Here is a 22,716-nt window from a genome sequence, read left to right as displayed (position 1 = left end):
CTTCAGGGATGAAAGTGAGAACTACCACTCGACCGACCACTGCACGATGCACTCTTGCAAAATACATTGGCTTTTTGATTAGTGAGCCAAAATCATCAACATGCACAAGACTGGCCGAGGTTACCGACTTTTCTCACGATAGCGCAAACCGCTTTCTTAAGCGTGAAAACTATCAGCCCAAAGATATGTACGATGAAGCAGTCAAAAGTTTAAACCCTATTGGCGGCACCCTGAGCGTTGATGACAGCGTGCTCGACAAACCTTATAGCTACTCCGTGGCACTGGTTGGCCACTTTTGGTCGGGTAAACATCACCGAGTGGTTAAGGGAGTTAACCTCATCACCCTTTATTACACCGACGTATCCGGGCGCCATATGCCGGTGAATTACAGGATATACGACAAATCGGAAGACAAGACAAAAAACGACTACTTCCGTGAAATGTTGATTGAAGTGCTGGTATGGGGGCTGAAGCCAGCGTTCGTTACCGGTGACTCCTGGTACAGCTGCACGACTAACCTGAAGACGATTAAAAACCATCAGACTGGGTTTATGTTTGCCGTTGAGAAAAACAGGACAGTATCACTGGAAAAAGGTAAATGGCAGCAGGTTCAACACCTCGACATCCCCGACAATGGTCTGGATGTATGGCTCAAAGACTTCGGTAAGATCCGGTTGTTCAGGACGATGCTAAAAGACCAGCGTCGCCACTACGTGGTTTACTTGCCAGAGGAAGTCCCTTTTGAACGCAATGACTTCAAGCAGATCCATGACCAGCACTGGCAGATCGAACAGTTTCACAGGGCGATCAAGCAGGTTTGCCATATTGAGCACTTTCAGGTTCGCAGCGAACGACCCGTCAGAAACCATATATTTGCTGCAATTTTAGCTTTTGTTTATCTCCAGAAAATGCAGATAGAGCAGGAGTTTACGAATATTTATCAGCACCAACGGGGGCTGTTTAAAGAGACAATAGGCGCTTTCATTGAGAGTTTTGCAAAGGGGAAGGATCACCTCCTACCAAAATTTATCGGTGTCATCAATGCGTAAGTCCTATAAACATTTCCTGATGGCGATGAAGTCAAACCGCAAGGTATCCCTCAGTCTGGACGACAAATTACAAGGCCGTTCACAGCGTATAGATACTGTTGATTTTTCAGAAGATAAGCCTGTACAAGGGTGGATAGCAGGTGTCGATTTCCCTGTTCTGCTATACCGTCAGGTCTTTAAAAACAAAGACGGAAGCACAGGCATTCTCTATCTGGTTTGCAGCGATCTTGACTGTGATGCCGAGACTCTCAAGGCAATCTACGAGAAACGGTGGAAAGTCGAGGTCTTCCATAAAACGCTGAAATCGAATGCGTCAATGGCCAAGTCACCGGCGCATACTGTGAGAACACAGAGTAATCATATCTTTCTTTCAATTTACTCAGCCTTCAGGTTGGAAGTATTGTCATTGAAAGTAAATCTGAATCACTTTCAGCTCAGAGCCAAAATCTATATGGCAGGGCTGAAAGCTTCGTTGGGGCAGCTGAGAGAGCTGTTAGCTGCGTAACTTCAGTTATTAATGATCATAACTGTGATCATGGCCTTGAGGTTTATCGCTTTCTCAAGTCCATTGGTTCAGATTTTCACCAGTACATTCCCATTGTTGAATTAATGGAGTCTGATGCCCGCATTGATGAACAGGCTGCGCAGCTTATTTTTCCGGTGAATCGGGAAAACAATGCCATGACTGGTTTTTCGGTTCCCGGTTCTTCTGAAGATAGAGGGTATGGCAAGTTCATGACTGAGGTGTTTGATGAGTGGGTTAAAAATGATGTCGGCGATATCTATGTCCGCCTGTTTGAAACCGTGCTCGCACAAACGCTGGGATTCCCGCCTTCAATCTGCATTTTCCAGAAAACCTGTGGTAACGCGCTGGTTCTTGAACAGAACGGCGACCTCTATCCCTGTGACCATTTTGTCTATCAAGATCTTAAGCTTGGCAATATCCATGACGACTATGTGATCGATATGGCGACGTCAGACAAACAACAAGCCTTTGGCCGCAGCAAGGAAAGCACATTGACCGACATCTGTCGTCGTTGTGAGTTTCTCAACCTGTGTAATGGCGGCTGCCCGAAGCACCGGGTTGTGGATATTGGTGAAACGCATCAGCAGAACTACCTGTGTGGCTCCTATAAAAAGATTTTCAGCCATATGCAACCGTATATGGAATATATGGCTAATGAGCTTCGTCACCAGCGTGCGCCCCATACGGTAAAAAAGTTCACGCCTTCTGAATAACTCAAGTTACGCAGTTAGCCTTGTTCCCATGCCGAGAGGTTGTCGCAAAACCCTCCCGAGCGTAGGAACGAGGACAAAAAGGGCCAGAAATCATCGATTGTATGGTGTTTTAGAATACTTTAACGTTGTCGTATTAATACACAAAGAAGGTATATATATGACACAAAGTGCAAAAGTCGCACTGGTGGTCGGTGCCGGTGATGCCATAGGCAGCGCTATTAGTAAGTTCTCGTCCAAAAACGCATCAGGCAATCATAATTAGATTGTACGTTCGTTTTGATATTTCCTGAAATTCCAGAGAGCCGCAAAAACTCTTCCCTTTTTTTCTCTAATCTGGGACGGATATTGGAGAAAAACGCGAAAAGCAGGCAGAAAACATCCTCCCACCATGCTGGAAAGGTACTTTCATGTAGCGTGGAGGTGGCTATCAGGATGGTGCCGGGTGTCTGGCCAGAATCACCAGGTTGTAACAGACCACCGATAACCAGCAATGAGAATCAAAACGCTCAGAACCCTTGCAGTGGCAACGTGATAGCCCAAAACATCTCTTTAGCCACGAAATTCCCGCTTCAATACCTGCCCGGAAGCGAAAGAGCGTTTTATACACATACTGACTTTTAGTCATCTCTTCGACTTCAAGTCCGCGCTTCTTATTAAAAGCTACATCGCTGATTCCCATGGCCTTGGCTTTTTCCAAATTAGCGCGACACGCGTATCCGCCGTCACCGCTTGTCTGGCGAGGTACACGACCATAAATTTCTTTTTGTCTTTCCATCATCGGAATGAATTGGTCCGAATCCGCTGGGTTACCTTCCTCAATAACCAGGTCCAGGATCAATCGACTTTTTCCCTGAACCAGGTTCAGTTTATGGCCATACTGTACTTGCCGCCTGTCTTTTACGATGATATCCGTATGGGGTTCATACAGGCTAACCACTTTTTCCTGGGCTGGCACCTTTTCACCTTAAAGACCCTGCGCTCTGTCTGGGAGACTATTGCATCCACCAGGGGTAACAGGTGATCCACATCGGCCTGCCACTTGTCGGCATCATCAGCCAGGAGACACTGCCCTGCTGACGGGCGTTTGCTAGCGTGACAGTAGCTTCGATAAGTACCTTCCGGGATTTTCGGGTCAACTGCAGCAGTTTTTTATAATGCTGATGCCGCTCTTCTTTGCCAGCGTAGATGCATTTTCTGGCCGCATCTTTTACGGCTCGGTTGTGATGGGTATATTCATAAAGCGGTGTCGCTGTCAGTGTTTGTCCCGTTCCAGCAGCCGACAAATTTCTTTAACGGAACTGGCTAAAAGATCACTGTCGCAAGGAGGTTTGATATCCGATTCGGTGACTGTGCTGTCAATAGCCACAGTGCGCCCTTTTTCAATACCCTGATCTTTAGCGGTCATTAGCTGACAGTTATTAATCCGTTCCCATGTAGATGCAGTAAGAAGGCTGATGAGCCCATGCAAACTGGAGCGACTGGGGCGCTGGTTTGGTTCGAGGCGACAAAAGTCTCGAAAGAGCATGGAGTCCATCAAAACAAACGACAAGTAGTCATAATCACAATTCAAATACTGTTTCAGGAGTGCCGCACGAAGAACGGATTCTGCTGATAGTCCGTTCCGCCCAGTGTTCTGTTTATCACCAGAACTTAAGTCCTCATAAATCCAGTCATTGAACTGTGGATGGGCGTCAAGCCATTGCGAGATACCGGAAAGCTGGGAGCAGATTTCATGAGGTACGTAATGGAGTTCCATACTACACTGCGGGTTGCGTTTTTTGCGCATTTGGAGTCCTCTGTTTTTGGCAATCCCTTATGTTTCTTGCTCTTGGGAAGTTTAGTCGCCAGATAGCAGTAGGGCTCCACTTAATTTTTCAGGATAAAATCTACAGTTTTCAATTGGTTGTGTTTTTGGACGAGAACTATCTACAGAGAATACGGAGCTGGTCGTTCACTTTGCTGCCAGTGAACGTTGGAACTTGATTCTTTCCGGGGGCTGTTCTGGTTTTCCTGGTTCAATTATTCCGGAATCCGATATCTGCTTTCTGGCAGCGGACAAAAAGACACAACCCACTAGCGCAGGTTCAGCTACCATCACTGGATGACAATAAGCCGCTGAAACGGCTGTTGATCAGTTTTGCTGTGGCCGGGCTGATGGTCTGGCCTTTCTTTGTTTCCCGTGGCGCTGTGGACCTGGCAACCCTGGCACTTATTTATGTCATGCTTGGCCTGGGTCTTAACGTGGTTGTTGGTCTGGCAGGTCTTCTGGACCTTGGTTATGTCGGCTTCTATGCCGTTGGAGCTTACAGCTATGCGCTGTTAAGCCAGTATTTTGGGCCCGATTTCTGGAGCTGCCTGTTGATTGGCGGTGTGATGGCAGCATTCTTCGGCTTTATCCTGGGGTTTCCGGTGTTAAGGCTGCGTGGGGACTACCTGGCCATTGTTACCCTGGGCTCTGGCGAGATTATTCGTATTTTGCTGAATAACTGGACCTCAATTACCGGAGGGCCAAACGGGATCAGCCAGATTCCAAAACCAACGTTGTTTGGTCTGGAGTTTTCCCGGCGCGCCAAAGAAGACGGCAATGTCCCATTTCACGAGTTCTTTGGGATTGACTACAGCAGTGGCTATAAAGTGATTTTCCTTTATATCCTGGCCCTGCTTCTGGTGTTGTTAACGCTTTACATTATTAACCGCCTGTTGAGAATGCCCATCGGCCGGGCCTGGGAAGCACTTCGGGAAGATGATATTGCCTGTCGCTCACTGGGTTTGAATCCAACAGCCATCAAACTGTCTGCTTTTACTATTGGTGCGGCGTTTGCCGGGTTTGCCGGAACCTTCTTTGCGGCCCGACAGGGTTTTATCAGTCCAGAGTCTTTTACCTTTATTGAGTCAGCCATCATCCTTGCGATCGTGGTTCTCGGAGGCATGGGGTCACAGATGGGGGTTATTCTTGCCGCCGTCATTATGACGGTACTGCCTGAATTTGCCCGGGAGTTTCAGGAGTACCGGATGCTGATGTTTGGACTGATGATGGTGTTGATGATGATGTGGCGTCCGGAAGGGTTAATGCCCATGAAACGTCCACACCTGAAGTTGAAAGAGCATCAGTCGGATAAAGATAATGCGTCTGTTAATCGTCAGCCCCTCGCTGAAAGCGTTTAAGGAGTTATAAGATGAGTCAGTGTTTGCTGGAAGCATCGGATCTCAGTATGCGCTTTGGTGGTCTGCTGGCCGTGGACCAGATGGCGCTCAAAGTTCGTAAAGGCGAAATTGTTTCCATGATTGGCCCGAATGGTGCCGGAAAAACGACAGTATTTAACTGTTTGACCGGCTTCTATAAGCCAACCGGCGGGAAGATTCTTTTTCAGGGCCAGGCCGTAGAAAAGCTGCCTGGCTTTAAAATTGCCCGTTTGGGTGTGGTGCGAACCTTCCAGAATGTGCGGTTGTTTAAAGCCATGACGGTTCTGGAAAATCTGCTGGTGGCCCAGCACCGTCATTTGAACACCGGGTTGTTGGCCGGACTGTTTAAAACGCCTTCGTTTCGGAAGAGTGAAGCAAAAGCGATGGAGCGGGCTGCTTACTGGCTGAATAAAGTTGGCCTGACTGAGTTTGCCAATCGTGAAGCCGGAAACCTGGCCTACGGTCAGCAGCGGCGACTGGAAATTGCCCGCAGTATGGTGACCGACCCGCAGCTGTTGATGCTGGATGAGCCCGCTGCCGGATTGAACCCAAATGAAACCCGTGAGCTGGATGACTTGATTTCAGATCTCAGGAAAAATCATGGTGTATCAGTACTGCTTATTGAGCACGATATGAAACTGGTGATGGAAATCTCGGACCGGATCTACGTTATTAACCAGGGGAGGCCCCTGGCATCCGGAACACCGGAAGCGGTGCGTAACCATCCTGAAGTGATCAAGGCTTATTTAGGGGAATCCTGAGTATGAATAACGATAAACCACTGCTAAGCCTTGAGCATGTCTCCACTTTTTATGGTCAGATTCAGGCACTGGATGATGTGAGTGTGGAGATCCGGACCGGTGAAATTGTAACGTTAATTGGTGCCAATGGTGCGGGAAAGACCTCTCTGCTCATGACTCTGTGTGGTGATCCACGGGCAAGCAGCGGGCAGATCTTTTACGGGGGGCGGGAAATTACCCGGGAAGATACGGCGGATATCATGCGCTCCGGTATCGCCCTGGTGCCGGAAGGTCGGCGAGTCTTCTCCCGGCTTACCGTAGAAGAGAATCTCAGTATGGGTGGTTTTTTCACGGATGAGCAGGATTATCGACAGATTTATAAACATGTTCTTGAGCTGTTTCCACGTCTTGAGGAGCGCCTGCACCAGCGGGCAGGAACCATGTCTGGAGGTGAGCAGCAGATGCTGGCCATCGCAAGGGCACTGATGAGTAAGCCCAGGCTATTACTTCTGGATGAACCTTCACTGGGTCTGGCTCCCATCGTGATTCAGCAGATTTTTGACATTATTGCCAAACTCAGGGATGAAGGGATGACGATCTTTCTGGTGGAGCAAAATGCCAACCAGGCACTTAAGCTGGCTGATCGAGGCTATGTGCTGGAAAATGGGAAGATTGTTCTGCATGACTCCGGGCAGGCTCTGTTAGTAAATGAGTCTGTCCAGGAGGCTTATCTGGGTGGGTGATGACGGTATTTATTCATTTGCAATCAATCGGTAACCGGGCTAATGGTTCTGATTAACTGGCCATGCTTCCAGTACTATACTTTTCCTATAGCTGAAGTAGCAGCAAAGGAAGTAAAGTATGAAACCTGAATACGACAAGCTGACCACAACCGAAGTATTAATGCTAGCCAGCTCGGTGAGTGTTTTGGTGGGCTCACTGATAACCCTTGGAATCCTGATTCCTTAGTCATCCGGCAAGTTGATAAATATCAGCGTTAATCCTTTGGCTTTGAGGGGCCGGCTGTCGCTGGCTTGAAGTCAAGCGGCAATATCCATGCAGTCTTACATCTGTAGCGGCTGTATTTTTAGGTCCACTCACTAAAAGACTTGGCCATTTTCTTATTAAAGAAGCCTACTACATGGTTTCAATGAGTTTGACGGGTTGACGTACCTCCGCACTCTGTTCGTCCTGAGCCGTCGAAGGGCGGAAACTCCGGACTCTGATAGATTGTGCCAAGCACCCTTCGACTCCGCTCAGGGTGAACGGAGATTGTACACGTCAAACTCATTGAAACCATGTACTACATATAGGTGAATCGGGGAACTTTTCAATGATTGGCCAGTCCAAACGGTCAAAACAGTGATTTACCCCTATAAATTCTGACCCGTACAAATTCCTGGCTGTGGCAAAATCCGGCCTGTCCTGCGCTTTGTTTGGTTGTGTTAGATCGGTATTTACATCGAATGGGGTGACCAAAATTCATGAAATAATTACCGAGACCCAATACTAATGAACTGCAACCGTTCCTCAATATCTGCCACTGATTACCCATCCGTTCAACCTCGACCTTGCATTAAGCGAAAGCAATCAGATAAAACGGTTAATAGGGAAGGTATTCAGATTCCTCGCAGAGATGGCAGGCAATCTGCACCTGATATCGTCTCTCTGTCTGACCTTAGTGTAACCCGTGTTGACGGCTAAGTTACCGTTAATGGTTGGAAGCACCAATGTTCAGTAATTCTGCTGATCAACCGGCCAACAGTTAATTTTTTTGCTGCCGTCAGTTCTCGCCTCCAGGCCAGATAATGGGGAAGGTAACGAGTTGCAACCCCTTGGAATACGCCGCCAATCCAGCGTTTTAAATGACTGTGATAAGAATTTACAGTCTGGATGTGGTAGATGCCTTCAACAACATGTTGACCTGCTGATGTCACCAGCTCCTTGAAGACAAATCCAAGCTTGTCAGCAAGTTTTTCGTGAGCGAGGTGTGCATCCGCACAGACCGTGGCCTGTATCGATATGCGGCCATTTAAATGCCTGCACAATTCATTAGCACTTTCGTTTTCTAATACACCGTCAACGGTATTTCGATTACGGTCCCGAGCCACCATTACCGGGACTTTTCGGGCTTTGTTGGGATCATTACCCCGCTTTCGGGTTGGCCGTGGAAGGCCTTCTCTTTGCCCTTTGAAGGATTCACGGAAAAATGTTTCATCAAGCTCAGTAATGCCACAAAGCTCTTCTGCTTGATCATTATTAATCACTTCAAGAAAGCGGTGACGCCAGCGGAACGCAGTTTTCAAGTCAATGGCATTCTCAGCAGCAGCTGGTCGCAAGACCATAGAGTGAGTCATACCTGCGAGGTACTTGTTCCATTTTTCAGGGTGCCTGAGCCTTGCCAAAGGCGTTCCACTAAAGGCGTTAAACGTTGAGTCGCAAGTCTTGCAGTGGTAGCGCTGTCGGCCATTTCGTATGCCCCAGCGACCAACGCTATGGCTTTTGCATTTGGGGCACCTGGGGTTTTCGGCAAATTGGGCAAGTATGCTCTTTTCTACGTCAGGTGTTGCATTATCGTTATTGGGTATAGATTCACTGTAAACAGGTTCAGAGTCAGTGGTTTCTACTACCTCGGTAACCTCTATTTGAGTACTAAGGAGCGAGTTGTTAAGAATGTCTCGCTGTTCACTGGTTAATGTTGAAATGGAATCAATAAAATTCTGGAAGAGTTCAGATTGCATATCACTCCCCTACAACGTAGATTTTATGGGAGTTTAGCTGATTCAACCATTAACGGTAACTTAGCCCGTGTTGACGTTAGTCCTGAGCCTCCTGCTAAAAAAGCGCGGCTTGAAATGAACAGCCTTTCTGCTCAATCCAGTTCGACAGCAGAGTTAACATCGAATGCTTTAACCTCTAGCTTTCAAATGCTATGCAATTCTGATGATGGCGAGGAGCTTGCTCGTTTATTATTGGGTACTGATGAAACAACACGACATAATTGGTTCAGCAGCCCTCTGGACTTTAGTGAAAAAAAAGACACCCCGTTGATGTATGCCGCCCGGCATGGTCATGCAGCAGTTGCTGCAACATTAATCGACTATCAGGCAAATCCCTGTGAAAACAATCCATTGAACATCTGCCAGAGTAACGCACTAACTATTGCTGCGCAGAACAATCAAGTGAAGGTCATTCAAATGATGGCCAAATCCGCAGAGTAACTGTTCAGCACCCCCACATAAATCTGGAATTTTCTGATTTTTATACCATCCTCTTAAGCACCATTTTTCCACAATATTCGCCAGCATGATTCCAGAACTACCCGCAACTATGTCGGCTGAGATTCTCTTGAAAGAGAATGCAGAGCTGCGGATGAGAGTTGCCTGTCTGGAAGAGCGATGTCGAGAATTGGAAGAAAAGGTTGGCAAGAACAGTCAAAACAGCAGCAAGCCGCCATCGTCTGATGGTTATCAAAAACCTTGTAAAAACAGTAATTCTCCAGATCATTCTGACGACCTTTCCGCAGATAAAGGTACCGATCCATCGGATGAAAAACCCAATCCTAAAAGTCTGAGACAGTCTTCTGGTAATAAAGCCGGTGGAAAGAAAGGGCATCAGGGCACTTGTCTTAAACAGGTCGATATCCCTGACTATATTGAGTACCTTCCGGTTAAAGAATGCAATAAATGTCAGGCGTCTCTTCTTGATAGTGAGCCGGTCAAATATATTGAACGACAGGTGTTTGAACCAGGGAGACCGGGTGAATTTGAAGTAACGGCCCATAGAGCTGAAGTAAAAATCTGCACTTGTGGTTGTCGGAATCAGGCTGAATTCCCGGAAGGTGTTACCGCTGCCGCACAATATGGCTCAGCCACACAGGCTATGGCCGTCTATCTTAACCAATACCATTTCCTGCCTTTTAAGCGCGTGTCAGAGTATTTTAATACTCTCTATAAAATGAGTGTAAGTGCAGGCACTGTCGCCAATTTTGTGGCCAGAACCTATGAAAATCTGGCTTCTACTGAAGAGGTTATTCGTGACGCCTTGCGGGAATCGTCTGTTGCCGGAGCCGATGAAACGGGTATGCGGGCCGAGGGCTCTTTGCACTGGCTACACGTTATGCGGGATGAACAATGGACGCTCTACTACTTGTCTGAAAAGCGAGGTCGTGAGGCCATGGACACGATGGGCATACTGCTAACATTTGCAGGCGTTCTGGTTCATGATCATTGGAAATCCTATTTTGCATATGCGGCAACTCACGTACTTTGCAATGCCCATCACCTGAGGGAGCTTTTGGGTGTTGTTGATAGGGACAGCAATCAACTGGCGTTGCGATTGATGAAGCTACTGAGGCTTTCCTGGCATTACTGCAAGGGCTTTAAGACCATAGGTATGCTACAGATGCCAAGTGTTGTCTGTGAACGAATCGAGAAGATTTATGACCGGTTGCTTCAGCGGGCTCTAATGAAAGAAGTCGTCTATATGGAGAAGCAACGAGAGGAGCTTAAGCGCAAGAAAGTCAAGAATACTAAAGCTTACAATCTCTTCAAACGACTCACTGAGTTCAAGGCTGAGACACTGCGCTTCATGTCAGATTTTACCATTCCCTTCGATAACAATGGCAGTGAGCGGGATGTTCGAATGGCCAAGTTAAAGCAGAAAATCTCAGGCTGCTTCAGGAGTGCAGACGGTGGTTCTATGTTTGCACGGATTCGCAGCTATTTGTCGTCTGCCAGAAAACAGGGAATGGACATATATCAATCACTTCATAGAGCTGTTCGGAATTACTGTAATATGCCTTTGCTCAGTGCTGAATAGTTACTCCGCAGAGTATCATCCCGACAAACCCAGGGGAGATGGCATTACCGCTATGTCCATGGCCATACAAAAAGGCCACACTGAAACCACGAAAATCCTGTTGGAGCACAATGCGGATCCCAACTACAAAATCCGTTACGCTACTGTTGATGGCCAATGCAGAGACATTGGCAGCTTTGGAGAGCAAGAGCCAATACCTTCAAGCCAGCTTTGGTATACTCCTGTAATGCTCGCAGTACGACATGGTAACCTCATTATTCTGGAGCAACTGCTCTCAAAGGGTGGAAATCCAAATAACATTGACCCGGCTAATCCACTGCAACAATCACCATTACAACAAGCATTAAATTACCCGCAAGACTCTTCTGCAGAGTCTGCAGCAAAGATAGTTGAGCTTTTATTAGAGCACGCAGCTGATATGCACGAAAAGTTAGTTCCTGCTGATGCTGCTATCAGTAATAAAACTGGTTTCTATCCGCAATTGCTCACTTACTGTCGGCAATTTTTGGGATGGCTCGGCTATACAGTAAATTCTGGGGGGGATGCTCAAAATAGCCCGTTTTGCCTACCATCAACGAGCACTCACCTCCTCCCTACCCTGTTTGAAATTGCCTGTTTTTTTGCTGAAATGAGACTTCGTACTGAATCAGATAGAATTGCAGCAACTTTTTGCGATTATTATCGAAGAGCGCCTGAAGGTAAACCAGTTGAACCCTCTCTTCTGAAGTGGTTTTATGCTGGTCAATGTTTCTTAAAAGGTCCTGGTCTGCATAGCTACTGTAGTGATTTCATTCGGAAAGACTCAATCTTGAAACTGCATTTCATAAGTAATGTATCTAAATTACATACATTATCTAGTGTATTTGGCCAGGAAGATCCGTCTGATTGTCCAAGAGATAAGGCTGACAGAGCATTGGACTATGATAGGGAACTACAATCTGAATTAATGAAAGACATCGATAAGGCTGATACAGCTATGCTTCATGAAATGGCAGTAACTGCACTGGAAAAATTTAATAAGTACACTATGAATTTTAATGACGAAGCAGTAATAAATTATCCGCAAAAGAAAACCTGATTACCACCGACCCTACGTCGTGAGCCAGCTGCTATAATAAACGTCGATAGTCATGTGTTTTGGAGGTAAAACTGATGTGTAAAAACACCATTCAGTTCCAAAAAGGCCTTGGCATTATGCAATTTCTGGCTAATTACGGCAGTGAAGAGCAGTGTGAGAACGCGCTGTCCTCTTGGCGCTGGCCAGATGGCTTCCAATGCCCGAAGTGTGGCTCCCGCAGTTTCTGCAAGCTTCACCGGAAAGCTGAATTCCAGTGCAATTGCTGCCGTTGCCAAACCTCGCTTACCAGTAACACTATCTTTGACTCAACAAAGCTGCCTCTAGCTACCTGGTTTCTGGGTATCTATCTCGTCACCCAGAATAAAGCGGGGATTTCTTGCCTGACGCTTCATCGACAACTTGGCATTTCCTACAATGCCGCATTGCGCATGAAACACAAACTCATGCAGGTCATGATGGAAAGAGATAACAGCTGGCAGTTGAGTGGTTTTGTTCAGATTGATGACGCCTATTGGGGCGGAGAGCGCCACGGAGGCCGCCGGGGCAGAGGCTCAGAGAACAAAGCCCCCTTCGTGGCCGCAGTTCAGACAGATGCTGATAACCACCCTATCTACATGAAGTTCAATGCCGTTGATAACTTCCGGCGAAAAACCATTCAGGAGTGGGCAGAACATGCCCTGAAAAAGGGTGTCCGGGCCGTCAGCGATGGCTTGTCCTGTTTCCGGGGTATTGAAGATGCCGGATGCCAGCACACAGCCATCATTACCGGTGGTGGGCATGCATCCATGGAGAATGAGTTGTTCACCTGGGTAAATACCATGCTGGGAAACGTGAAAACAGCGATTACCGGTACTTACCATAAGCTCGACCCCAAGCATCTGGGCCGTTATCTATCAGAGTTCAACTATCGGTTTAACCGGCGTTTTGATATGCCTTCAATGATCTCAAGGCTAGGTCGGGCTGCAGTCAATACAGCACCGATGCCGGATCGACTTCTCAAACTGCCAGACGTCCAGTGGAAACCGGGTTAGCCATCAACCGATAATTGAAAGTCAGTTGACGTATTAATATCATTATTTCGAATGATGATGTGGGTCTTTGCTTGTTCGGAGCGGTTATGAAACCGAATTTAGTTGATAATCTGGAGAACAAGCCGTCATGATGCCTGCTCCACCGGTAATACTGGAGAGGTTCTATTATTTCTTTACCGGGTTATAGACATAAAGAATGAAAAGCTGCACGTATATTCTTAAATTATCTTTCCCTGTGTCATGACGTACGATCAGTGGTAATCAGGAAAGAAAAAGAGAATGGAAATGGAAAGAGAAAAAGAAAGGGGGAACTTGCCCGCCGTGATAAAAATTTTGAAAATGTTCTTTTCTTCGGCTTCCTAACGGCCAGGTAGCCAGTAAGTAAACCAATGGCTGAAGCAGGCCTGCTGTCTCTTCGGTCAATATTATGTAGAAATGTTAAAAGCCATTACCTCCAAATCACTACATCTTTCGTCAAGACTCGCGAAGCTACTGCACATAGCTGGTAAATACCGGAATGTCTGGCTACCGATTTGTCTCAACCGATAGCCATAGACTGGTGAATTGGTTCATAGAGTGCGTCGCGTTAACCAGTGGATAGCGGATCAGAGTTCGCTACCGGTATAGGTATAGCGTAATTCACTACCGATGGGTTCCGGATTCAAACCCTGGGTACTCAATGGGATTGGACTGATACTAGCCGGAGGGGAATTCCAGAACTCAGGAGTCAACTGGATAGAATAACGCTGGAACTCCAGACTGGGTGAGGTAAAGCGAATGAGTACTTCAGGTGTTCCGGTTTCGGGAACACTGGCAATCCAGCTGGCAACGGTCATTTCCCGAAAAATACTTCTCAGCAGGCCGTCCTGAGCATTGCTGATCCAGTTAAAATAGCTACCATCAGCGGTAAACTGTGCGGGTGCATTGTTCATCAGGCTTTTTATGGCAACAAAGCGATCTTCAGAATCGGAATAGTAAATTTTGTTCAGGTTCCGCATTTCACTGAGTACATAGTGGTTGGTATGAAACACCCGATTATCGTTGTTGCTGGCATTAAGAATCTGAAAGGAGTTTTTGCTGGGGCCGACTTCCACCAGGATGGCTTCAGTCTTGTCACCAATAATCAGGAAATTGGCCAGTCCATTGCCAAATAACGTCTCCTTATCCGCCAGTACCTCTGCCACCGAACTGTAATTTTCCATTATGGTGTAGATCACGGCGGATTGATCAGTGTTATTAAACGTGTCGGCGTTGTATATTGATGCCGCTTCGTTCTGCACCACAGAAACGCCATGTTCATTGATGCCTGCGGCCAGGAAGGGGTAAGGAGTCTGACTACTGGAGTTGTAAAAAAGGCCGAGATAGGTATTTTTGCCTACCGCGCTTTTAACGGCCAGGCTTTCGTAGGTTGCCAGTGAATCCCGGTTTTTAGCAATTAATAACCCGCCGTTATAGTTAGTTCTCGTCCAAAAACGCATCAGGCAATCATAATTAGTTCTCGTCCAAAAACGCATCAGGCAATCATAATTAGATTGTACGTTCGTTTTGATATTTCCTGAAATTCCAGAGAGCCGCAAAAACTCTTCCCTTTTTTTCTCTAATCTGGGACGGATATTGGAGAAAAACGCGAAAAGCAGGCAGAAAACATCCTCCCACCATGCTGGAAAGGTACTTTCATGTAGCGTGGAGGTGGCTATCAGGATGGTGCCGGGTGTCTGGCCAGAATCACCAGGTTGTAACAGACCACCGATAACCAGCAATGAGAATCAAAACGCTCAGAACCCTTGCAGTGGCAACGTGATAGCCCAAAACATCTCTTTAGCCACGAAATTCCCGCTTCAATACCTGCCCGGAAGCGAAAGAGCGTTTTATACACATACTGACTTTTAGTCATCTCTTCGACTTCAAGTCCGCGCTTCTTATTAAAAGCTACATCGCTGATTCCCATGGCCTTGGCTTTTTCCAAATTAGCGCGACACGCGTATCCGCCGTCACCGCTTGTCTGGCGAGGTACACGACCATAAATTTCTTTTTGTCTTTCCATCATCGGAATGAATTGGTCCGAATCCGCTGGGTTACCTTCCTCAATAACCAGGTCCAGGATCAATCGACTTTTTCCCTGAACCAGGTTCAGTTTATGGCCATACTGTACTTGCCGCCTGTCTTTTACGATGATATCCGTATGGGGTTCATACAGGCTAACCACTTTTTCCTGGGCTGGCACCTTTTCACCCTTAAAGACCCTGCGCTCTGTCTGGGAGACTATTGCATCCACCAGGGGTAACAGGTGATCCACATCGGCCTGCCACTTGTCGGCATCATCAGCCAGGAGACACTGCCCCTGCTGACGGGCGTTTGCTAGCGTGACAGTAGCTTCGATAAGTACCTTCCGGGATTTTCGGGTCAACTGCAGCAGTTTTTTATAATGCTGATGCCGCTCTTCTTTGCCAGCGTAGATGCATTTTCTGGCCGCATCTTTTACGGCTCGGTTGTGATGGGTATATTCATAAAGCGGTGTCGCTGTCAGTGTTTGTCCCCGTTCCAGCAGCCGACAAATTTCTTTAACGGAACTGGCTAAAAGATCACTGTCGCAAGGAGGTTTGATATCCGATTCGGTGACTGTGCTGTCAATAGCCACAGTGCGCCCTTTTTCAATACCCTGATCTTTAGCGGTCATTAGCTGACAGTTATTAATCCGTTCCCATGTAGATGCAGTAAGAAGGCTGATGAGCCCATGCAAACTGGAGCGACTGGGGCGCTGGTTTGGTTCGAGGCGACAAAAGTCTCGAAAGAGCATGGAGTCCATCAAAACAAACGACAAGTAGTCATAATCACAATTCAAATACTGTTTCAGGAGTGCCGCACGAAGAACGGATTCTGCTGATAGTCCGTTCCGCCCAGTGTTCTGTTTATCACCAGAACTTAAGTCCTCATAAATCCAGTCATTGAACTGTGGATGGGCGTCAAGCCATTGCGAGATACCGGAAAGCTGGGAGCAGATTTCATGAGGTACGTAATGGAGTTCCATACTACACTGCGGGTTGCGTTTTTTGCGCATTTGGAGTCCTCTGTTTTTGGCAATCCCTTATGTTTCTTGCTCTTGGGAAGTTTAGTCGCCAGATAGCAGTAGGGCTCCACTTAATTTTTCAGGATAAAATCTACAGTTTTCAATTGGTTGTGTTTTTGGACGAGAACTAATTAGATTGTACGTGCGTTTTGATATTTCCTGAAATTCCAGAGAGCCGCAAAAACTCTTCCCTTTTTTTCTCTAATCTGGGACGGATATTGGAGAAAAACGCGAAAAGCAGGCAGAAAACATCCTCCCACCATGCTGGAAAGGTACTTTCATGTAGCGTGGAGGTGGCTATCAGGATGGTGCCGGGTGTCTGGCCAGAATCACCAGGTTGTAACAGACCACCGATAACCAGCAATGAGAATCAAAACGCTCAGAACCCTTGCAGTGGCAACGTGATAGCCCAAAACATCTCTTTAGCCACGAAATTCCCGCTTCAATACCTGCCCGGAAGCGAAAGAGCGTTTTATACACATACTGACTTTTAGTCATCTCTTCGACTTCAAGTCCGCGCTTCTTATTAAAAGCTACATCGCTGATTCCCATGGCCTTGGCTTTTTCCAAATTAGCGCGACACGCGTATCCGCCGTCACCGCTTGTCTGGCGAGGTACACGACCATAAATTTCTTTTTGTCTTTCCATCATCGGAATGAATTGGTCCGAATCCGCTGGGTTACCTTCCTCAATAACCAGGTCCAGGATCAATCGACTTTTTCCCTGAACCAGGTTCAGTTTATGGCCATACTGTACTTGCCGCCTGTCTTTTACGATGATATCCGTATGGGGTTCATACAGGCTAACCACTTTTTCCTGGGCTGGCACCTTTTCACCCTTAAAGACCCTGCGCTCTGTCTGGGAGACTATTGCATCCACCAGGGGTAACAGGTGATCCACATCGGCCTGCCACTTGTCGGCATCATCAGCCAGGAGACACTGCCCCTGCTGACGGGCGTTTGCTAGCGTGACAGTAGCTTCGATAAGTACCTTCCGGGATTTTCGGGTCAACTGCAGCAGTTTTTTATAATGCTGATGCCGCTCTTCTTTGCCAGCGTAGATGCATTTTCTGGCCGCATCTTTTACGGCTCGGTTGTGATGGGTATATTCATAAAGCGGTGTCGCTGTCAGTGTTTGTCCCCGTTCCAGCAGCCGACAAATTTCTTTAACGGAACTGGCTAAAAGATCACTGTCGCAAGGAGGTTTGATATCCGATTCGGTGACTGTGTGCTGTCAATAGCCACAGTGCGCCCTTTTTCAATACCCTGATCTTTAGCGGTCATTAGCTGACAGTTATTAATCCGTTTCCCATGTAGATGCAGTAAGAAGGCTGATGAGCCCATGCAAACTGGAGCGACTGGGGCGCGGTTTGGTTTGGTTCGAGGCGACAAAAGTCTCGAAAGAGCATGGAGTCCATCAAAACAAACGACAAGTAGTCATAATCACAATTCAAATACTGTTTCAGGAGTGCCGCACGAAGAACGGATTCTGCTGATAGTCCGTTCCGCCCAGTGTTCTGTTTATCACCAGAACTTAAGTCCTCATAAATCCAGTCATTGAACTGTGGATGGGCGTCAAGCCATTGCGAGATACCGGAAAGCTGGGAGCAGATTTCATGAGGTACGTAATGGAGTTCCATACTACACTGCGGGTTGCGTTTTTTGCGCATTTGGAGTCCTCTGTTTTTGGCAATCCCTTATGTTTCTTGCTCTTGGGAAGTTTAGTCGCCAGATAGCAGTAGGGCTCCACTTAATTTTTCAGGATAAAATCTACAGTTTTCAATTGGTTGTGTTTTTGGACGAGAACTAGTTAGTTCTCGTCCAAAAACGCATCAGGCAATCATAATTAGATTGTACGTGCGTTTTGATATTTCCTGAAATTCCAGAGAGCCGCAAAAACTCTTCCCTTTTTTTCTCTAATCTGGGACGGATATTGGAGAAAAACGCGAAAAGCAGGCAGAAAACATCCTCCCACCATGCTGGAAAGGTACTTTCATGTAGCGTGGAGGTGGCTATCAGGATGGTGCCGGGTGTCTGGCCAGAATCACCAGGTTGTAACAGACCACCGATAACCAGCAATGAGAATCAAAACGCTCAGAAACCCTTGCAGTGGCAACGTGATAGCCCAAAACATCTCTTTAGCCACGAAATTCCCGCTTCAATACCTGCCCGGAAGCGAAAGAGCGTTTTATACACATACTGACTTTTAGTCATCTCTTCGACTTCAAGTCCGCGCTTCTTATTAAAAGCTACATCGCTGATTCCCATGGCCTTGGCTTTTTCCAAATTAGCGCGACACGCGTATCCGCCGTCACCGCTTGTCTGGCGAGGTACACGACCATAAATTTCTTTTTTGTCTTTCCATCATCGGAATGAATTGGTCCGAATCCGCTGGGTTACCTTCCTCAATAACCAGGTCCAGGATCAATCGACTTTTTCCCTGAACCAGGTTCAGTTTATGGCCATACTGTACTTGCCGCCTGTCTTTTACGATGATATCCGTATGGGGTTCATACAGGCTAACCACTTTTTCCTGGGCTGGCACCTTTTCACCCTTAAAGACCCTGCGCTCTGTCTGGGAGACTATTGCATCCACCAGGGGTAACAGGTGATCCACATCGGCCTGCCACTTGTCGGCATCATCAGCCAGGAGACACTGCCCCTGCTGACGGGCGTTTGCTAGCGTGACAGTAGCTTCGATAAGTACCTTCCGGGATTTTCGGGTCAACTGCAGCAGTTTTTTATAATGCTGATGCCGCTCTTCTTTGCCAGCGTAGATGCATTTTCTGGCCGCATCTTTTACGGCTCGGTTGTGATGGGTATATTCATAAAGCGGTGTCGCTGTCAGTGTTTGTCCCGTTCCAGCAGCCGACAAATTTCTTCCTGATTACCACTGATCGTACGTCATGACACAGGGAAAGATAATTTAAGAATATACGTGCAGCTTTTCATTCTTTATGTCTATAACCCGGTAAAGAAATAATAGAACCTCTCCAGTATTACCGGTGGAGCAGGCATCATGACGGCTTGTTCTCCAGATTATCAACTAAATTCGGTTTCATAACCGCTCCGAACAAGCAAAGACCCACATCATCATTCGAAATAATGATATTAATACGTCAACTGACTTTCAATTATCGGTTGATGGCTAACCCGGTTTCCACTGGACGTCTGGCAGTTTGAGAAGTCGATCCGGCATCGGTGCTGTATTGACTGCAGCCCGACCTAGCCTTGAGATCATTGAAGGCATATCAAAACGCCGGTTAAACCGATAGTTGAACTCTGATAGATAACGGCCCAGATGCTTGGGGTCGAGCTTATGGTAAGTACCGGTAATCGCTGTTTTCACGTTTCCCAGCATGGTATTTACCCAGGTGAACAACTCATTCTCCATGGATGCATGCCCACCACCGGTAATGATGGCTGTGTGCTGGCATCCGGCATCTTCAATACCCCGGAAACAGGACAAGCCATCGCTGACGGCCCGGACACCCTTTTTCAGGGCATGTTCTGCCCACTCCTGAATGGTTTTTCGCCGGAAGTTATCAACGGCATTGAACTTCATGTAGATAGGGTGGTTATCAGCAATTTCTTTAACGGAACTGGCTAAAAGATCACTGTCGCAAGGAGGTTTGATATCCGATTCGGTGACTGTGCTGTCAATAGCCACAGTGCGCCCTTTTTCAATACCCTGATCTTTAGCGGTCATTAGCTGACAGTTATTAATCCGTTCCCATGTAGATGCAGTAAGAAGGCTGATGAGCCCATGCAAACTGGAGCGACTGGGGCGCTGGTTTGGTTCGAGGCGACAAAAGTCTCGAAAGAGCATGGAGTCCATCAAAACAAACGACAAGTAGTCATAATCACAATTCAAATACTGTTTCAGGAGTGCCGCACGAAGAACGGATTCTGCTGATAGTCCGTTCCGCCCAGTGTTCTGTTTATCACCAGAACTTAAGTCCTCATAAATCCAGTCATTGAACTGTGGATGGGCGTCAAGCCATTGCGAGATACCGGAAAGCTGGGAGCAGATTTCATGAGGTACGTAATGGAGTTCCATACTACACTGCGGGTTGCGTTTTTTGCGCATTTGGAGTCCTCTGTTTTTGGCAATCCCTTATGTTTCTTGCTCTTGGGAAGTTTAGTCGCCAGATAGCAGTAGGGCTCCACTTAATTTTTCAGGATAAAATCTACAGTTTTCAATTGGTTGTGTTTTTGGACGAGAACTAGTTAGCTGAGCCTACTGAAGCAAAGGTCGTGCAGGCACTTGCTCCCTGAGTCGAAAACAACAGAACAGAGAGTAGCAAGTTTACAGCTATGGAAATGCCATAACGTATGGACATGTCGAGTTCCTGATGAAATGAGAGGACAAAAACAATTAATCTAAACCATCTGATGTAATGGTCAGGATTATTAAGACCTAAAGTTCAGTAGCGCTGTAGGTGTAGCGCTGTTGGCTATTGACAGGCTCACCTTGCAAACCTGCAAAACTGGGCGTAAAAGGTTGAATTGTAGTGGGTGGATGGTTCCAGAATTCCGGAGTTAACTGAATACTATACTGCTGATATTTTACATTGGGTGAGGTTAGCCGAACCAGGAGCTCCGGTGTGCCGTTTTGTGGAATCTCGGCAATCCAGCTGGCTACGGTCATGTTTCTGAACATACTGTTGTATTGCCCGTTTTGGGCGCTGTTGATCCACTGGTAATAGTTGCCTTCCGCCGTCAGCTGAGCGCTGGCCCCGGTCATCAGCTTTTTAATGGTGGCAAATCGATCCTCTGAATCAGGGTAGAAGACCTTGTTATAACTCCTCATAGACTGCAGTACGTAGTGGTTGGTGTGATAAACCCGATTATTGTTGTCGCTGGCTCGCAGGATTTGGTAGGCATTCTCCTCCGGACCAATTTCCACCAGGATAGCCTCGGTTTGATCACCAATAATCAGGAAGTTGGCATATCCATTACCAAAAAGCGCCTGCTGATCTGCCAGCACATCGGCAACTGAGCTGTAACCTTCCAGAACGTTAAAGATGACTGCGGAGCCGTGTGGGGCATCTACTGCCTGTTGGGCACTGGTAATGGCAACGGATTCGTTTTGAACCACACTCAGTCCGTACTCATTAATACCTGCGGAAATAAGCGGATAGGGCTGCTGGTCATCGGTGTTGAAAAAAAGCCCGAGATAGGTATTTTTCCCGGCCTGTTTTCGCACCGCCAGTTGTTCGAAGCCCTGGGTCGAATCACGGTTTTTAGCAATGATCAGGCCGTTATTGGCGTTGGCCGCACCGACTGAAGCAAACGTAGTACAGGCGTTGGTGGTGATCGGTTGTATCAGCAATGTGGTAAAAATAAGAGCTGAGCCAACGGCAAAGACTGGCTTGAGGGACATAGGCATAGGTGCATCCTCATGCTGTAAGTACCTCATACAAAAATAACAGAGATCTGTTGTTTTTCCATGTTCTCAAGGTAGACATTAAGCCCCACCCACAGCACCTTTGCCAGTCCCCACTAACCGGACCAAATCATTCAGATGAAAAGATGTATCTGGCTTGCCGTAAAGGACGGACAACAGCTGTTGCAGGGGTTTCGTGAAAAGAGCAGAGGCAATCAGACAGTCTTCAGGAAACAAGTGATTCACTCAAGCAATGAACCCTGGACCGTCTCACCGCACGGGTCAGACCGCTCACCATCAATCAACAGCTCCCCATCCCGGTCACCCTGCCCATCCAGAACCCGGTAGAGCAGCGAATAGCCGACCCGCCACTGCCCCTGTTCCACCTGCAGGGTGACCGATTTGGTATTCAGGCGGAGGACATGGCCAAAATGTTCCTCCCCATGCTTGTCTTTAAAACCCAGCAGGTCGCCTACAGCAATGGCATGGCGACTGAGACCCTTTTGCGCTTCATGATTAATGCGGACGTCGGCACCTTCAAGATTGAGCATATAGTAGGGTACCGTCCAACGTTTGCCATCGGTAAAATCCAGTACCAATGCCCGCTTTTGTTTAAGCTGCAACAGTTCACAGTCACGCAGTGAATTGCTGTTACGGTCAAAGTAGCTCAGCTTCTGCCCGATGGTTAGCGCCGCCTTGATCCGGCCAATACGCTCAGGCGACTCCAGCTCACGGTCGATCATGGCATTGAGCCGGAACAGATCAAAAGTGCTGGCCCGGTTCAGCGCTTCCAGCAATTGGGCATAATCCATGGTTGGTTTGGCTGGGGGGTTAGTGGTATTCATTCGTTGATTACTCCAGAAAAGAAAATTCAACCATCAGTTATGCCTTCTGCATCTTCTTACGTCTACGTACCTCATCAAGGCTGACTACATTATCTGGTAAAGCCAATGATTTCACCTACCCAGTAACAGAAGCTGCTGTAGCAGGAAATGGGTTCGGAAAATCCCCGTCCGGCGTTTGTGGATAGGCCCACTCAGACAATTACGCAGGCTCAATGCTGGGTTCATTGCCGACGATACTTTTTAAATATGCATTTGATTATAAATTGCTTTTGGTT

The 22,716-nt window shown here is 47.2% G+C and carries 24 protein-coding genes; 10 read left to right on the top strand and 14 right to left on the bottom strand.

From position 1 onward, the window contains the following. Positions 1-14: 14 nt before the first annotated feature. From MJO57_RS05690 to MJO57_RS05680, 3 genes are all read left to right on the top strand, one after another. On the top strand, positions 15-1,049 hold the full coding sequence (locus MJO57_RS05690; RefSeq protein WP_252026884.1) for a transposase: 1,035 nt from the start codon (positions 15-17) through the stop codon (positions 1,047-1,049). Continuing rightward, the gene (locus MJO57_RS05685; RefSeq protein ID WP_252023640.1) at positions 1,042-1,554 is read left to right on the top strand and encodes a transposase; all 513 of its coding nucleotides are present in this window, start codon (positions 1,042-1,044) and stop codon (positions 1,552-1,554) included. Before MJO57_RS05690 ends, MJO57_RS05685 begins: the two co-directional genes overlap by 8 nt. Before the next feature lie 104 nt (positions 1,555-1,658). Beyond that, positions 1,659-2,288: an SPASM domain-containing protein gene (locus MJO57_RS05680; RefSeq protein ID WP_252023638.1), complete on the top strand. Its 630-nt coding sequence runs from the start codon at positions 1,659-1,661 to the stop codon at positions 2,286-2,288. A gap of 427 nt (positions 2,289-2,715) precedes the next feature. On the opposite strand, the gene MJO57_RS05675 is transcribed toward MJO57_RS05680, so the two are convergent. From MJO57_RS05675 to MJO57_RS05665, 3 genes are read right to left on the bottom strand one after another with little or no spacing between them, the layout of a single operon-like run. Beyond that, complete coding sequence (locus tag MJO57_RS05675) at positions 2,716-3,243, bottom strand: transposase (protein WP_371924785.1); 528 nt, start codon at positions 3,241-3,243, stop codon at positions 2,716-2,718. 37 nt (positions 3,244-3,280) lie between these two features. Further along, positions 3,281-3,571 carry a hypothetical protein gene (locus MJO57_RS05670; protein ID WP_252023636.1) on the bottom strand — a complete coding sequence of 97 codons (291 nt, stop codon included), beginning with the start codon at positions 3,569-3,571 and terminating at the stop codon, positions 3,281-3,283. Then, entirely contained in the window at positions 3,541-4,074 is a 534-nt protein-coding gene (locus MJO57_RS05665) for a hypothetical protein (RefSeq protein WP_252023634.1), read from the bottom strand. Before MJO57_RS05665 ends, MJO57_RS05670 begins: the two co-directional genes overlap by 31 nt. Positions 4,075-4,289: 215 nt before the next feature. Here MJO57_RS05665 and MJO57_RS05660 point away from each other — a divergent pair, with 215 nt between their 5' ends. From MJO57_RS05660 to MJO57_RS05650, 3 genes are read left to right on the top strand one after another with little or no spacing between them, the layout of a single operon-like run. Continuing rightward, positions 4,290-5,453 (top strand): high-affinity branched-chain amino acid ABC transporter permease LivM, encoded by a 1,164-nt coding sequence (locus tag MJO57_RS05660; protein WP_371924865.1) that lies wholly within the window; start codon positions 4,290-4,292, stop codon positions 5,451-5,453. Between the two features lie 11 nt (positions 5,454-5,464). Beyond that, the gene (livG, locus tag MJO57_RS05655; RefSeq protein ID WP_252023632.1) at positions 5,465-6,232 is read left to right on the top strand and encodes a high-affinity branched-chain amino acid ABC transporter ATP-binding protein LivG; all 768 of its coding nucleotides are present in this window, start codon (positions 5,465-5,467) and stop codon (positions 6,230-6,232) included. Between the two features lie 20 nt (positions 6,233-6,252). Continuing rightward, positions 6,253-6,954, top strand: a complete 702-nt coding sequence (locus MJO57_RS05650; RefSeq protein WP_305881922.1) for an ABC transporter ATP-binding protein — start codon at positions 6,253-6,255, stop codon at positions 6,952-6,954. Between the two features lie 957 nt (positions 6,955-7,911). On the opposite strand, the gene MJO57_RS05645 is transcribed toward MJO57_RS05650, so the two are convergent. Next, positions 7,912-8,952 carry an IS1595 family transposase gene (locus MJO57_RS05645; protein WP_252017335.1) on the bottom strand — a complete coding sequence of 347 codons (1,041 nt, stop codon included), beginning with the start codon at positions 8,950-8,952 and terminating at the stop codon, positions 7,912-7,914. Between MJO57_RS05645 and MJO57_RS05640 the strand changes: the two genes are divergently transcribed. Beyond that, a complete protein-coding gene (locus MJO57_RS05640) occupies positions 8,947-9,432 on the top strand; it encodes an ankyrin repeat domain-containing protein (RefSeq protein WP_252023628.1) in 486 nt (161 codons plus the stop codon). The genes MJO57_RS05645 and MJO57_RS05640 overlap by 6 nt on opposite strands. On the opposite strand, the gene MJO57_RS05635 is transcribed toward MJO57_RS05640, so the two are convergent. Beyond that, positions 9,367-9,519 (bottom strand): hypothetical protein, encoded by a 153-nt coding sequence (locus MJO57_RS05635; RefSeq protein ID WP_252023626.1) that lies wholly within the window; start codon positions 9,517-9,519, stop codon positions 9,367-9,369. The genes MJO57_RS05640 and MJO57_RS05635 overlap by 66 nt on opposite strands. On the opposite strand from MJO57_RS05635, the gene MJO57_RS05630 reads away from it, so the two are divergent. The 3 genes from MJO57_RS05630 to MJO57_RS05620 all read left to right on the top strand — a co-directional run bounded on the left by MJO57_RS05630 (position 9,518) and on the right by MJO57_RS05620 (position 13,141). After that, positions 9,518-11,032, top strand: a complete 1,515-nt coding sequence (locus MJO57_RS05630; RefSeq protein ID WP_252017330.1) for an IS66 family transposase — start codon at positions 9,518-9,520, stop codon at positions 11,030-11,032. The two genes, MJO57_RS05635 and MJO57_RS05630, sit on opposite strands and share 2 nt — an antisense overlap. Then, positions 11,022-12,110, top strand: coding sequence for an ankyrin repeat domain-containing protein (locus MJO57_RS05625; RefSeq protein WP_252023624.1), 1,089 nt, complete (start codon positions 11,022-11,024; stop codon positions 12,108-12,110). Before MJO57_RS05630 ends, MJO57_RS05625 begins: the two co-directional genes overlap by 11 nt. Before the next feature lie 74 nt (positions 12,111-12,184). Beyond that, positions 12,185-13,141, top strand: coding sequence for an IS1595 family transposase (locus tag MJO57_RS05620; RefSeq protein ID WP_252017306.1), 957 nt, complete (start codon positions 12,185-12,187; stop codon positions 13,139-13,141). Positions 13,142-13,746: 605 nt separating this feature from the next. Here MJO57_RS05620 and MJO57_RS05615 read toward each other — a convergent pair. The 9 genes from MJO57_RS05615 to MJO57_RS05575 all read right to left on the bottom strand — a co-directional run bounded on the left by MJO57_RS05615 (position 13,747) and on the right by MJO57_RS05575 (position 22,408). Further along, on the bottom strand, positions 13,747-14,901 hold the full coding sequence (locus MJO57_RS05615; RefSeq protein ID WP_252023622.1) for a carcinine hydrolase/isopenicillin-N N-acyltransferase family protein: 1,155 nt from the start codon (positions 14,899-14,901) through the stop codon (positions 13,747-13,749). Beyond that, entirely contained in the window at positions 14,838-16,199 is a 1,362-nt protein-coding gene (locus tag MJO57_RS05610) for an ISNCY family transposase (RefSeq protein WP_252017318.1), read from the bottom strand. The genes MJO57_RS05615 and MJO57_RS05610 overlap by 64 nt, the downstream gene beginning before the upstream one ends. A gap of 309 nt (positions 16,200-16,508) precedes the next feature. Then, positions 16,509-17,219, bottom strand: coding sequence for a transposase (locus tag MJO57_RS05605; RefSeq protein WP_252019241.1), 711 nt, complete (start codon positions 17,217-17,219; stop codon positions 16,509-16,511). 271 nt (positions 17,220-17,490) lie between these two features. Beyond that, a complete protein-coding gene (locus tag MJO57_RS05600) occupies positions 17,491-17,877 on the bottom strand; it encodes a hypothetical protein (RefSeq protein ID WP_252023620.1) in 387 nt (128 codons plus the stop codon). A 424-nt stretch (positions 17,878-18,301) separates the two neighbouring features. Beyond that, positions 18,302-18,493, bottom strand: coding sequence for a hypothetical protein (locus MJO57_RS05595; protein WP_252023618.1), 192 nt, complete (start codon positions 18,491-18,493; stop codon positions 18,302-18,304). A gap of 25 nt (positions 18,494-18,518) precedes the next feature. Continuing rightward, entirely contained in the window at positions 18,519-19,082 is a 564-nt protein-coding gene (locus tag MJO57_RS05590; RefSeq protein ID WP_252023616.1) for a hypothetical protein, read from the bottom strand. A gap of 273 nt (positions 19,083-19,355) precedes the next feature. Next, a complete protein-coding gene (locus MJO57_RS33155; protein ID WP_371924784.1) occupies positions 19,356-20,297 on the bottom strand; it encodes an IS1595 family transposase in 942 nt (313 codons plus the stop codon). 330 nt (positions 20,298-20,627) lie between these two features. Continuing rightward, positions 20,628-21,599: a carcinine hydrolase/isopenicillin-N N-acyltransferase family protein gene (locus tag MJO57_RS05580; RefSeq protein WP_252023614.1), complete on the bottom strand. Its 972-nt coding sequence runs from the start codon at positions 21,597-21,599 to the stop codon at positions 20,628-20,630. Positions 21,600-21,838: 239 nt separating this feature from the next. Then, positions 21,839-22,408 (bottom strand): hypothetical protein, encoded by a 570-nt coding sequence (locus tag MJO57_RS05575; protein ID WP_252023612.1) that lies wholly within the window; start codon positions 22,406-22,408, stop codon positions 21,839-21,841. Positions 22,409-22,716 lie beyond the last annotated feature (308 nt).

Source organism: Endozoicomonas sp. SCSIO W0465 (genome assembly GCF_023716865.1).
GTDB lineage: Bacteria > Pseudomonadota > Gammaproteobacteria > Pseudomonadales > Endozoicomonadaceae > Endozoicomonas.
This window is presented reverse-complemented; position numbering and strand designations above follow the sequence as displayed.

Coding starts and splice junctions, on each gene's coding strand:
- MJO57_RS05685 (WP_252023640.1), top strand. CDS start 1,042: ATGCGTAAGTCCTATAAACATTTCCTGATGGCGATGAAGTCAAACCGC.
- MJO57_RS05680 (WP_252023638.1), top strand. CDS start 1,659: ATGGAGTCTGATGCCCGCATTGATGAACAGGCTGCGCAGCTTATTTTT.
- MJO57_RS05665 (WP_252023634.1), bottom strand. CDS start 4,074: ATGCGCAAAAAACGCAACCCGCAGTGTAGTATGGAACTCCATTACGTA.
- livG (WP_252023632.1), top strand. CDS start 5,465: ATGAGTCAGTGTTTGCTGGAAGCATCGGATCTCAGTATGCGCTTTGGT.
- MJO57_RS05645 (WP_252017335.1), bottom strand. CDS start 8,952: ATGCAATCTGAACTCTTCCAGAATTTTATTGATTCCATTTCAACATTA.
- MJO57_RS05630 (WP_252017330.1), top strand. CDS start 9,518: ATGATTCCAGAACTACCCGCAACTATGTCGGCTGAGATTCTCTTGAAA.
- MJO57_RS05635 (WP_252023626.1), bottom strand. CDS start 9,519: ATGCTGGCGAATATTGTGGAAAAATGGTGCTTAAGAGGATGGTATAAA.
- MJO57_RS05620 (WP_252017306.1), top strand. CDS start 12,185: ATGTGTAAAAACACCATTCAGTTCCAAAAAGGCCTTGGCATTATGCAA.
- MJO57_RS05610 (WP_252017318.1), bottom strand. CDS start 16,199: ATGCGCAAAAAACGCAACCCGCAGTGTAGTATGGAACTCCATTACGTA.
- MJO57_RS05600 (WP_252023620.1), bottom strand. CDS start 17,877: ATGCGCAAAAAACGCAACCCGCAGTGTAGTATGGAACTCCATTACGTA.
- MJO57_RS33155 (WP_371924784.1), bottom strand. CDS start 20,297: ATGCGCAAAAAACGCAACCCGCAGTGTAGTATGGAACTCCATTACGTA.
- MJO57_RS05580 (WP_252023614.1), bottom strand. CDS start 21,599: ATGCCTATGTCCCTCAAGCCAGTCTTTGCCGTTGGCTCAGCTCTTATT.
- MJO57_RS05575 (WP_252023612.1), bottom strand. CDS start 22,408: ATGGATTATGCCCAATTGCTGGAAGCGCTGAACCGGGCCAGCACTTTT.